Below are 11,792 nucleotides of genomic sequence, written 5' to 3'. Positions count from 1 at the left end.
GGGTTGGGTCATTATGTGCGTCTGGACACAGACAAGACCACTGGTTTGATCAATGATTAGTGTGTTGGTCATCATTGATGCATCCCGCCAGCATCTGTCGATCATGCGGGAGGCTCAATGATTTTACGAAGGAATGTCATCATGAACAAATACTATTTAGCGGATCCCCGCGAGGAAGCAAGCTTGCAGCAACGCAAGGAAAGCATGCGCGAGCAGGAGCGTCGTGATACCGCCCTGGACGAAGCATTGGGCTTCACTTTTCCTGCCAGTGATCCAGTCGCGCTCAACTGTTCGGCTACCGCATTTCTCGCCCCAAAGCAGGAGCAACTTCGAGTAACCATTGACTTCTTTAAGCACGCCTGGGCGAAGAGGCGGATGTAAATTAGCATTCGATATCGGGACAAGGTCACCCTCCGTTTATTGACGATCAGTCGGCGAAAGAGGACGGTCAACGCTGAGCGGCGGTTCGCTTTAATCAACGTTTTTTCGATCAACGCTCGGCTGCAATAAGCGTAGCGGTGTTGATAGTGGTGACCAAGTGATTGCGGTGTCGAAATGGTACTGATGTCGTCAGAATCACCACCTGCGCACGATGTTGGAATTGGTAAAGGTGAAGACGAAGTAGTGGAATGGCTGCGGGACTAATCTGACTGGGTGATGACAACGGACCGTTACATGCACCCCGCAATCATCTGAACGTTCTGCTACCCGAAAAGCCATTCCCAAACACAGACAGCACCTGCAGAAAACTCGCTTCCGGCTCCGCGTTCAGCTGCAACAGCTCACCAGTGGCCGGATGCGGGAACGCGATGCCGATGGCTGCAAGCATCAACCGCCCCTGCCCGAAGCGTTCCGCAAAATAGCGATTGTGACGGCCTCTCCCGTGATTGGCATCGCCGATGATCGGGTGGTTGATATGCTTCATGTGCCGTCGCAACTGGTGCTTGCGTCCCGTCTCGGGATACAGCTCGACCAGGCTGTAGCGGCTGGTCGGATGGCCTTCGATCTCCACCGGGATTTCCGTTGTTGCGAGGCGGCGGTACCGCGTGCGTGCATCACGCACAGCTTGAGGCTCGTCCTTGCGGCGTTTATCCTCCGGCTCGTCACGCAGCGGATGATCGATGATGCCCTGTTCCGGCGTCCACCCGCGCACCATCGCGAGATAGGTTTTACTCACTTCTCCAGCCATCATCGTCTTGCCCAATGCACTCGCGGTGTGCGGATCGCGCGCAAAGACCAGCAAGCCGGAGGTGGGGCGATCAAGCCGGTGTACCGCGTACACATGCCCGCCGCCGTTCATCGCCCGCGCGTATTGCAGCGCGAACTCGGTTTCATGCGGGTCGATCGGGCTGCGGTGCACCAACAATCCTGCCGGTTTGTGCACGACGAGCAGGCACTCGTCGCGATAGATCAGCGTGAGCGGATTCTTCGCCGGCAGCGAAAGGGGATCGGGCTGAGGGCCGTTTGACATCGGATATTCTTTCCTTGTGGCCTGCCATTATGCATGGCAATTCCAGGCCTATCCCGGACGGGCTCCCTTTCGGTAAGCCGTCGGCGTGCTTCCGGTCCAATCCTTGAACGCACGGCAAAAGGCTGCGGGGTTGGAGAACCCAAGGTCGAGGGCCAAGCTGGTCACCGGAATGTCTGAATGCGTCAGCCGATGGATGGCGATGTCGCGTCGTAGCGCATCCTTGACCAGCTGGAAATGCGTCCCTTCTTCCTCGAATTTCCTGTTGAGTGTCCGCACCGAGAGATGCAGGCTCTCACCGAGCTCCCTGATCGTCGGCGCCTGGTCCAGGTGCTGTTCGAGATACTCGCGCGCCCTCGCGCTCATGGAGCCGCGATTGAAGGAACTGAAGGTCCAGTCTTCCGGCGCTCTCTTCAGGAACGACCATAGCTGGTGCCGCTGGCGCTCGAAGGAAGACGCACAGTCGCGGTCGGAAAGATAGATGCAGCTTTCGCTCGCGTCGAAACTGACCTCCGCCGGATAGAGAAAAACATAATCGTCCGCATGCCGGGGCCGCGGAAAGGCAAGTTCGACACGGAGGATGGCGATCTCGCGTCCGAGCAGCCACGAGGCAATACCGTGGACAAGTTTCATCATGAGCTCATGGCCGAGCTGCCTGACCGCGACGTCCGGCTTCCTCTTCACCAGCGCAATCCTGACCCATTCGTTCCTGCGAGACATGTGGAGCCGGTAGTCGTCGAGCAGCAGGTTCCAGAACCTGACGAAACGGTTGAGTGCGATCAGGATCGTCGGCGCGTCCAGCAGGCTGAGCATCAGGTATTTCAGCGTTCCGCCTCGGATGGGCCGCGACCAGAGTCCGAGCATTTCGTCATCCAGCGCCGCGGCGACGCTCTTGTACAAGGCAACGAACTGGGGACGCGTGATCCGGGCATCGGGCTGGACAAGCAAGGAGGCCGGAATGCCGGCATCCGCAAGCGCCGCGTCGACAGCACTCATGCCGTGCCGGCTTTTCATGAAGGCCAGCATTTCATGAATGAAATGGCTGGAGACGGTAATGGAAGCTTGCGGAGCGGCTTTGGGCATGCCGCAAATTATGGCGCATTTTGCATATCTCTTGGCGCAATCGGCCAACTTTGGCCGAAGGTGCAATCTACACTTCCTCTGGCAGCGCATATCTTTTCATTCATCAGGGAAAAGGTGTTGACGCATTTTGGCAAATTGACAGACAACGGCATGGAGCGAGCAATGACCTATCAAACATTGGAAACGCGGATGGATGGACCTGTTGCAGTCGTGTTTTTGAACCGTCCGGAACGCCGCAATGCACTGGACGAACTCGCGGTGGCCGAGATCGAACGCTACTTTTCCTCACCGCCCGCGGAAGCGCGTGTCATTCTTCTCGCTGCCAAGGGGCCGCATTTCTGTGCCGGGCTGGACCTGAAAGAGCACCATGTCAAGGAGCGCAGCCCTGCCGAATTCATGCGGGTATGCCAAGGCTGGCATCGCGCGTTCGACCGGATCCAGCACGGCGGCATTCCGGTCGTTGCCGCGCTGCAGGGGGCGGTCGTCGGCGGCGGGCTGGAACTGGCGAGCGCGGCGCATGTCCGCGTCGGCGACAAGACCACGTATTTCGCGCTTCCGGAAGGACAATGGGGGATCTTCACCGGTGGCGGCGCCACGGTACGGACGTCGCGGCTCGTCACCCCGAACCGGATGATCGAGATGATGCTGACCGGGCGCGTGATGGATGGCGAAGAGGGCATGCAAAACGGTCTGCTGAATTACCTGACGGAAGAAGGGGGCGCGTTCGACCAGGCCATGTCGCTTGCACGCAGGATCGCCGGCAATGCCCCGCTCTCTAACTACTCCATCGTTGCTGGCATCAACAAGATATGGGACATGTCGGCAACCGACGGGCTTTTTGCCGAGTCGCTCCTGGCCGCCCTTGTCCAGACCAGTCCGGAAGTGCAGACCCGGCTCAGCGCGTTTGTGGAAAAGCGCGCGGCAAAAGTCGCGTAGGGATCGCTATCGGTGTTGCGGACAAACCTCAGGCAGCGCATCTTTGCATCAAGACGCGGCCCGGCTGCAGTCGGGCTGCTTGCAGAATGGCCGCCTCTGTTTGCACGTGGGTTGGCCGGAATCGCCGAGTGAACTGGTCGAACGAGCCCATGGCGTCTGTATTACGTTGGATTAAATTTGATTGGCAAGTCAATTCGTTCCGTCAATTCTTTCCGCCAACAATTGAAACAATCTCCGCTGTGCATCCCACAACTCTTCGTACTGCAAGTCGCGCCCCAAGAGTGGCTCTCCTGACCTTTGGTTATACTCCCTTAGCAGAAGAGTGAACGTTTCACCGATCATTGAAAATCCATTGATATGCCCTTCATGCCATTCCATTAAAAGCGCCAGATAACGGTACGGCTGCGAAATCGTGGTTCTTGCGCGTATCGATTTAAGATAATCCAGCGCTTCCCGATGCGCGTTGAGGTCTTCCCCGTTTCGCAGGCGCCGAAAGAGGTCTGGTTTTCCGATTTTCAGCGTGATCACGTAGGCCAACAGGTAGTTGTGCTGTTCGACCGGATACGCGAAGGCGTACAACGCGACCGCTCGTTCAATGTCGCGCATAGACAAGTTGAACCAAGCGGCCGTCCAAGTGAAGAAGGTCTTGAAAATTGCCGGGCCGCCGGAATCGTCAAAGTCGTAGCGATTCAAGACATGTTCTACATATTCTGCAACGTGGTTGCTGCCCAGGGCGTCGCCGTAGATCCTCTTCGGCAGGGCAAAGAAAAAGTTAACGAATTTACCCAGGTAAGTCGCCGCGTCGGTATCGAGGCCATACATTCCACCGATCGCCTGGTGCAGTTGATCCCGACTGATCAACAACACGAAGACCAGGTTCGGCACGTCGAAAAAGTGCTTCAGCCGCTCGATGAGCTTGAGCGCGAACATCGGCGGGCACCTATCCAGTTCGTCGATGAACAACACCACCGATTTTGGCTGACTTGCAGCAAACGCTGCCAGTTCGGTTCGGAAATGCTGAAATGACGCCTTTTCATTCGCATGATTTTCCAGTTTCTTTTCGATCCATTTGCCCGCTTCGTCCGCTGCGCTCTCACCAGCGACCTCGGCTGCTTCCTGAATATCCGCAGACAAGTCGGCCGATCCCGGCATCCATCGCCCGGCAATATTGATTACGGTCCTGGTCTCGACGGGCAAAATCGCCTTCATCACGCTGGCCGCTTTCTCGCGTAGCCCTCGGACGGACCCTGGACCGTTATCCAGTACATCGGCAATTTCCGCCGCCATGAGCAAAAATGGATCCTCGACGTCGTCTTGCTCAAACGCGTCGATAAACGCGACCTGATGTCCCGCCTCTTGGAGATAGGCTGCCCAATTCCGGCCGAACCAGGTTTTTCCATCGCCCCAGGGCGCATCAATCGCTAACACAGCACCTTCTCGCAGCCGCTCAAGATAACCAGTCAAGCGTTCGGCATGCTGCTTTCGCTGGAACAAATCGCCCGCAAATGCTTGCCCATTGACGAAGTCGGTTCTTGGAAGTGCTACTGGCGGCGACGTCTTGATTTGCTTGTCCATCGATGTCTCGCTCATTCGACAAACCTGATGCGGCCGCAGGTCGCCAGGCGAACCGTCGCAGGAACATGGCGAGAGGCGCCCGGCGGCATAGGGGACACCGCACCGGATGTTCTGTTCGTCGTTCCACTTCCGTGTTCCCGCGCAAGCAGGCGCAGGCGCCCCTCGAGAGGATCGCCTGCGTTTGTGGCTGCGGTACTGGTAACGCGTTCAGCAGATCGCCTTGGCCGCAGCCGCGCGTCGGCTGTTCCCCCGGATCAGGTCGAAGCGATCAAGCTCCATGACCTTGTTCCATGCCGCCGCGAAGTCGCGCACGAACTTCTCCTTCGCGTCGTCGCACGCATAGACCTCGGCCAGCGCGCGCAGTTGAGAATGCGCGCCGAAGACGAGATCAGCGGCGGTCGCGGTCCACTTCGGCTTGCCCGTAGCGCGATCGCTGCCCTCGTACACATTCTCGTCCGAGGCGGAGGGTCTCCATGCCGTGCCGATGTCGAGCAGGTTCACAAAGAAGTCGTTGGTTAACGTGCCGGGCCGGTCGGTGAACACGCCGTGCTTCGTTTGCCCGTGGTTCGCATCGAGCACGCGCATGCCGCCTACGAGAACCGTCATCTGGGGCGCGGTCAGCTTCAGGAGGTTGGCCCGGTCCAGGAGACGGGTCTCCGGCGATAGCGGGTCTTCCGCTCGGAAATAGTTGCGGAACCCATCGCCGGTCGGTTCGAGCACATCAAAGATATTCTCATCCGTCTGCTCCTGCGAGGCATCGGTGCGGCCCGGCGCGAACGGCACGGTAATGTTGTATCCCGCCTTTCTGGCCGCTTCCTCGACGGCAGCGCACCCGCCGAGGACGATCAGATCGGCAAGCGAAACCTTCTTGCCGCCGCCGGATTGCGCGCCGTTGAAGTCCTTCCGGATCTGTTCGAGGGTTGTCAGCACCTTGGCCAGCCGGGGTGGCTCGTTGGACTCCCAATCCTTTTGCGGAGCCAGGCGGATCCGCGCGCCGTTGGCGCCGCCACGTTTATCGGTGTCACGGAAGCAGGCAGCGGCTCCCCAGGCCGTGGAAACCAGCTCGGGGACAGACAGACCCGATTTGAGGACCGTGCCCTTGAGGGCGGCGATATCCTGCTCGTTGATCAGCTCATGATCGACAGGTGGTACCGGGTCTTGCCAAAGCTGCGGCTCCGGAACCCAGGGGCCCAGATAGCGTGAGCGGGGACCCATGTCGCGGTGAAGCAGCTTGAACCAGGCTTTGGCAAACGCGTCCTCGAGCTGGTCCGGGTTGTCGTGGAAGCGCTTCGCAATCGGCCCGTAGATCGGATCCATACGCAGCGACAGGTCTGTCGTCAGCATCGTCGGCGTATGCCGCTTCGACGGGTCGTGCGCATCCGGCACGGTGTCTTTCGCCTCAGGATTCTTGGGTTTCCACTGCTTCGCGCCCGCGGGGCTCGTCGTCAACTCCCACTCGTACTTGAACAGGTTCTCGAGGAATCCATTGTCCCACCTGGTCGGATTGTTGGTCCATGCGCCTTCGAGGCCGCTGGTGATCGCATGCGGTCCCTTGCCGCTGCCGAACTTGTTCTTCCAGCCCAGGCCCTGCTCCTCGATGGGAGCGCCCTCGGGTTCCGGGCCGACATTCTCAGCCGCCGGCGCAGCACCATGTGTCTTGCCGACCGTATGGCCGCCGATGATGAGCGCAACAGTCTCTTCATCGTTCATCGCCATACGGCTGAAGGTCTCGCGGATATCCCTGGCGGCAGCGAGCGGATCGGGGTTGCCCGCAGGCCCTTCCGGATTCACGTAAATCAGGCCCATTTGCACGTTGGCGAGTGGTTTGGCGAGTTCCCGGTCGCCGCTGTAGCGCTCGTCGCCCAGCCAGGTGTCCTCGGGGCCCCAGAAGATGTCCTCGGGCTCCCAGGCGTCGGGCCGGCCGAAACCGAAGCCGAACGTCTTGAAGCCCATCGATTCATAAGCCACGTTGCCGGCCAGGATCAGCAGATCCGCCCAGGAGATTTTCTGGCCGTACTTCTGCTTGATAGGCCAGAGCAGCCGGCGCGCCTTGTCGAGATTGGCGTTGTCCGGCCAGCTGTTAAGCGGAGCAAACCGCTGCTGGCCTTCACCGCCGCCGCCGCGGCCATCGGCGATGCGATAGGTGCCGGCGGCATGCCACGTCATGCGGATGAGCAACGGCCCGTAGTGGCCGTAGTCGGCCGGCCACCAATCCTGGGACGTGGTCATTGCCTTGATGAGATCCTGCTTCAGCGCCTCGACGTCAAGGCTCTTGAACTGTTCGGCATAGTCGAAGTCCTCTTCCAATGGGCAAGACAAGTGCGAGTGCGTGTGAAGCATCGAAAGGTCCAGCTGGTTCGGCCACCAGTCCCTGACCGTCCTCGGCCGGCTGACCTTTGGCGTTGGGGCGGGGATGGCCGGGTTTTCGCTTTCGCTGACACTTCGGGTGTGTTGTTTGTCGGACATATTGATTCTCCATCGGTTACGCGGCACTTCTTTGGAGTAGTTTCTGCCGGAAGAAAGTCAAGCATAGGCTGCAGTAAATTCAAGCGTAGGCAAGCGCAGGCTGCTGTCAATGACTGCCCAATAAATTTTTTTCAATTGACGTGATAGCGCGAGTAACTGAAGGCATCCCAAACCGATTGCACGTGACGAGCGCGACTCGCGCCCATGATTCACAGACCGACATTGTCCGGCGACATTATCTGTTTCCGGAACGGTTGCAGCGAGCATTGAAACAGACGGAAGTGCAAGCAGGCAGTGGCAAGCAAGTCAGTATTCATACCTTGCGGCATAGCGTCGCTACTCATTTACTGCAAGCTAATCGAGTAGGCTGTCATTCGTCGATTTTCACCATGCAAGCATATGCGTCGGAGGCTGTGAAAAAGCTTTTTGCCGTCATTCCCGCGAAGGCAGGAATGACGAGGGAGGGTTTTAGACGCCAACTTGTCTTCCCGCATGTGGGCGTCGACGAAAAATAAAGAGTGACAGACCACTAGACATCCGTACCGTCCAAGAGCAATTGGGCCACAGCGATGTGAGCACCACGATGGCCTGCATCCAAAAAGAACAAAGCCACGTGACCGTGGCTTTGTTCTGCTATTCGTGGCGATTGCCCTTAAATCGTCAACGCGCCCCCTAATCGCCCCGCGATGTAACGGGCCGTTTTGCGGGAGCGATAGCCGACGATGGTCACTACACCTTCGACCGAAATTACTTGTACACGCCGCAGCTGAGGACCAGCGGTTCGATTCGCTTGGTGAACGTGGTCTTCGGCTCGATCGCCTTGGTCACCGGGTTGGGCCACTTGTAATCGGTCCAGCCTTCGCCCGACTTGCTCGATGCGATTTCGGCCATGCGCTTGACGAAGGCGAAGCCGTCCGCATCCTTCAGGTCGGTCATGTCCTTGCCGACCAGTTTCGGATTGGCGCCGTGGGCGAGGGTGATGGTGCGGTCCTTGTTCGAATCCCAGTTCGGAACGTGGTCGCTGGCGAAGAGGTAGATCTCGCCGTGGGAGAACTGGCCTTTGGGATTGTTGATTTCGGCGAGGGTTTTGTCCTTGCCGTTGGCGGCGAGGAATTCACCCGCCTTTTTCACCATGCTCACGCATTCCTGCTTGTTGTCCGCCGCGCCGGCGCTGCCGAATGCAATAGCCAGGGCCGCCGTCACTGCTGCTTTCATCAATGTTGCCATGTGTGTCTCCGAGTGTGGATAAAAACGAACGAGCGTATTTTTATTGCTTTAAGGAAAGGTATCAGCGCGGGGCGAAATCCGTCAAGGTTTGTTTCCCCCGGTGTTGCGGGATCTTGACTGTGGATAATTCCGGCGTCCGGCGATGGCACGGCCTTTTGCTTTTCGACAGGGCTTTCCCTTGCGCGATGCCTATACTTTTTTCATTTCGCCAATGTTGACGGAGTCGCATCGTGAACTCTTCGTTCTGGGACATGCTGGCATCCGTGCTCTGGCTGCCGCTGCTGGCCGTCGTCGTCTTGCTGGCGCTCAGCATCTGGTCGATCCGCCGCCATCGCAATCCCAGACTCAACATCGACTGCGACACGCCGATCGAGGAGATGATCGCCTCGCTGGCCGGCCTGACGCACGGCACGGCCCTTGATGGCAATGCGGTCGAGATCCTGGAGAACGAAGACTTCTTCGACGCGCTCATTGCGGAGATCCGCTCCGCGAGGAAAACGGTGCACTTCGAAACCTTCCTCTGGCAGGAGGGCGTGCTCGGGCAACGTGTCGCCGACGCCCTGTCGGATGCCGCGCGCCGGGGGCGGACGGTGCGCGTCATACTCGACGCGATCGGCGCCAGGAAGGTGGGACGCAGCGTGCGCCGGCAGATGGAAGAGGCGGGATGCAGCGTCGTGTTCTTTCATCGCAAGGGCTTCCACAACATTGGCGTGCTGAACGACCGCGACCACCGCAAGCTGGCCATCATCGACGGCCGGGTTGCCTTCGTCGGCGGTCACTGCGTCAAGGACGAGTGGCTGGGCAGTCCGGACGACGGCAAGCACTATGGCGACATCAGTGTCCGCTTGCACGGGCCGATCGTGCGCAACATCCAGTCCGCTTTCGCCGAGAACTGGATCGCCGAAACGGGCATGCTGTTCGTGGGCGACGAGGTCTTCCCGCCGCTGGAGCCCGCCGGCGATGTGCTGATCCACGCGGCCTTCGTCAAGCCGGAAGGCTCTGCGCCGGCCGTGAAGATCCTGCACCACGCCGCGATCTGCGTCGCGCGAAAACGCATCTGGATCCAGAATCCGTATTTCATCCCCGAACCGGAAACGATCGACGCATTCGGAGACGCCGTGCGGCGCGGTGTGGATGTGCGCGTCATCCTTCCGGCGACCAGCGCTTCCGACAATCCGCTGGTGCAGCATGCCAGCCACCGCAATTTCGAAAAGCTGCTGAAGAACGGCGTTCGCCTGTTCGAGTACCCGGATACGCTGCTGCACCAGAAGGTGATGACGATAGACGGCGTGTGGAGCGCGGTGGGCTCCAGCAACTTCGACGATCGTTCGTTTGAAACGAATGACGAGATCACGCTGGGCATCTGCGATGCGGCGACGGCGCAGCGGCTGGACGCCATCTTCGAACGGTATGCGCAGCGATGCAGGGAGATCGGCCTCGACCAGTGGCGCAAGCGCAGTCCCTGGCACAAGCTGGTCGACCATGCCTGTTACCTGCTGAATGAAGTCCTCTGAGCGGGAACCTTTTGCCGGAATGCCAATCCTCTATTCATCCTGTCAACATCGCTTCGCATTGCATGCGCGCAACCACTGCCGCAGGAAGGACGACCGGCATGACCAAGCCACGCAAGGGCCAGTATGGCGGAATGCTGTCCCGCGACGAGTTCCGCCTGCGTTTTTACGGATCGTTCGGGCATCCCGGCTTCGAGTCAATCAGCGATGCCGTCGCCCAGGTGGAGGAAGTGGCCTGGGACATCTACATCAATACGAAGAAGACGGCCCATACCATCAAGGCGGGAAATGAATTCGCGGATCCCGCGTACGATTTGTCTTTGGACTGGAAGCATGCGCGCGACAGGCTGATCGCCGCCGAGGCGCGGCAGAAAGATCCGGGCACGCCTTCACGCGTTCTCCTGATCTGCGGCGCCGACCGCAACGACGGAACCTGTCCCGGCGAGATGTCGAAGAGTTTCCGGCTGATGCACATCGCGCGCGAGGTTCTCGATACCTCCAAGTTGGAAGTGGATGTCCTTGACCTGAGCATGCTCGTGTCCGACTACGACAGGCACATCTACCCATGCAAGGGATGTGTGTCCACCGCCATGCCCTTGTGCCATTGGCCCTGCAGCTGCTATCCCAATCATGCCCTGCGACAGACCAACGACTGGATGGGGGAGATCTACGAAAAGTGGGTTGCGGCCCATGGTGTCATCATTTTCGCCCCTGTGTACTGGTACCAGTCGCCGAGCGCGCTGAAGCTCATGATCGACCGCCTGGTCTGCGCAGATGGCGGCAATCCCGATCCCACCATGACATCGGGGAAGGATGCCGAAAAGGCGAAGGCTCTCGAAGAGGCGGGATGGTCTTATCCCAAGCACCTCGCCGGACGCACGTACGGCCTCGTCATCCATGGGGATGTGGCGGGCATCGAAGGGACGCGGCGTGCCCTGTCGGACTGGCTCGACTGGATGGGCCTGATCGATGCAGGCACCCAGGCACGGCTGGACCGCTATATCGGCTATTACGAATCCTATGCCAACAGCCACGAGACGCTCGACCGCGATGTGGCTGTGCAGGAAGAGGTGCGCAATGTCGCCCGTGCGGTCAAGCGCGCCATCGACGAGGTTCGGCTGAACAGCTTATCCGCGCCCGATCGCGGCCTGCAACGTCCGCGTCCGAAATAATCCGCACACTTCCCTTCAATGGAGCGGCACCTATCTATATAGGACCGCTCCGTTTTTCTTTTGCCGGGCTTGCATCCCGGTCCACCTGTCGCTGCCAGATCAGTTCACCGTTGCGCCAGACTTCGCGCACACGATGGAAGGGGACCATGTGCATCGTGCCATCTTCTGCTTCCACATCGAATGAAAAGTGCTCGCCGCGCGCGAGATGCACTTTGCGAAATGGCACGCGCAGGATCTCCCTGGCCACGCGATCGTAATAACCGATCATGAATGCGCCCTTGCCAAATTCCTCATCCCACTGGATGCGATGAAGGATGTCCTGGATCGGTGTCACGGCGACGCGCTTGCTTCCTT

General features: G+C 59.2%; 11 protein-coding genes. 5 read left to right on the top strand and 6 right to left on the bottom strand.

Going from position 1 to position 11,792, the window contains the following annotated elements:
• The first annotated feature begins 141 nt into the window (after positions 1-141).
• A complete protein-coding gene (locus tag AC3WOY_RS03800) occupies positions 142-381 on the top strand; it encodes a hypothetical protein (RefSeq protein ID WP_492421037.1) in 240 nt (79 codons plus the stop codon).
• A 307-nt stretch (positions 382-688) separates the two neighbouring features.
• Here the strand turns inward: AC3WOY_RS03800 and AC3WOY_RS03795 are convergent, their stop codons facing one another.
• Positions 689-1,471: a pseudouridine synthase gene (locus tag AC3WOY_RS03795; RefSeq protein WP_492421036.1), complete on the bottom strand. Its 783-nt coding sequence runs from the start codon at positions 1,469-1,471 to the stop codon at positions 689-691.
• A 48-nt stretch (positions 1,472-1,519) separates the two neighbouring features.
• On the bottom strand, positions 1,520-2,551 hold the full coding sequence (locus tag AC3WOY_RS03790) for an AraC family transcriptional regulator (RefSeq protein WP_492421035.1): 1,032 nt from the start codon (positions 2,549-2,551) through the stop codon (positions 1,520-1,522).
• Between the two features lie 162 nt (positions 2,552-2,713).
• Between AC3WOY_RS03790 and AC3WOY_RS03785 the strand changes: the two genes are divergently transcribed.
• Entirely contained in the window at positions 2,714-3,487 is a 774-nt protein-coding gene (locus tag AC3WOY_RS03785) for a crotonase/enoyl-CoA hydratase family protein (protein ID WP_492421034.1), read from the top strand.
• 189 nt (positions 3,488-3,676) lie between these two features.
• Here the strand turns inward: AC3WOY_RS03785 and AC3WOY_RS03780 are convergent, their stop codons facing one another.
• Together AC3WOY_RS03780 and katG are read right to left on the bottom strand one after the other, a co-directional pair.
• Positions 3,677-5,062 (bottom strand): KAP family P-loop NTPase fold protein, encoded by a 1,386-nt coding sequence (locus AC3WOY_RS03780; protein ID WP_492421033.1) that lies wholly within the window; start codon positions 5,060-5,062, stop codon positions 3,677-3,679.
• A gap of 207 nt (positions 5,063-5,269) precedes the next feature.
• A complete protein-coding gene (gene katG / locus AC3WOY_RS03775; RefSeq protein ID WP_492421032.1) occupies positions 5,270-7,528 on the bottom strand; it encodes a catalase/peroxidase HPI in 2,259 nt (752 codons plus the stop codon).
• 182 nt (positions 7,529-7,710) lie between these two features.
• Between katG and AC3WOY_RS03770 the strand changes: the two genes are divergently transcribed.
• Positions 7,711-8,043, top strand: a complete 333-nt coding sequence (locus AC3WOY_RS03770; RefSeq protein ID WP_492421031.1) for a hypothetical protein — start codon at positions 7,711-7,713, stop codon at positions 8,041-8,043.
• A 232-nt stretch (positions 8,044-8,275) separates the two neighbouring features.
• Here AC3WOY_RS03770 and AC3WOY_RS03765 read toward each other — a convergent pair whose 3' ends face one another.
• A complete protein-coding gene (locus AC3WOY_RS03765) occupies positions 8,276-8,755 on the bottom strand; it encodes a cache domain-containing protein (protein ID WP_492421030.1) in 480 nt (159 codons plus the stop codon).
• A 230-nt stretch (positions 8,756-8,985) separates the two neighbouring features.
• On the opposite strand from AC3WOY_RS03765, the gene AC3WOY_RS03760 reads away from it, so the two are divergent.
• Together AC3WOY_RS03760 and AC3WOY_RS03755 are read left to right on the top strand one after the other, a co-directional pair.
• Positions 8,986-10,269, top strand: coding sequence for a phospholipase D-like domain-containing protein (locus tag AC3WOY_RS03760; protein WP_492421029.1), 1,284 nt, complete (start codon positions 8,986-8,988; stop codon positions 10,267-10,269).
• Positions 10,270-10,367: 98 nt separating this feature from the next.
• On the top strand, positions 10,368-11,438 hold the full coding sequence (locus tag AC3WOY_RS03755; protein ID WP_492421028.1) for a flavodoxin family protein: 1,071 nt from the start codon (positions 10,368-10,370) through the stop codon (positions 11,436-11,438).
• A 34-nt stretch (positions 11,439-11,472) separates the two neighbouring features.
• On the opposite strand, the gene AC3WOY_RS03750 is transcribed toward AC3WOY_RS03755, so the two are convergent.
• The gene (locus AC3WOY_RS03750) at positions 11,473-11,772 is read right to left on the bottom strand and encodes a DUF504 domain-containing protein (protein ID WP_492421027.1); all 300 of its coding nucleotides are present in this window, start codon (positions 11,770-11,772) and stop codon (positions 11,473-11,475) included.
• Positions 11,773-11,792 lie beyond the last annotated feature (20 nt).

The organism is Noviherbaspirillum sp. FW303-A3 (assembly GCF_058788695.1).
The sequence above is the reverse complement of the archived record's forward strand: the minus strand, read 5'-3'. Positions and strand labels throughout refer to the sequence as shown.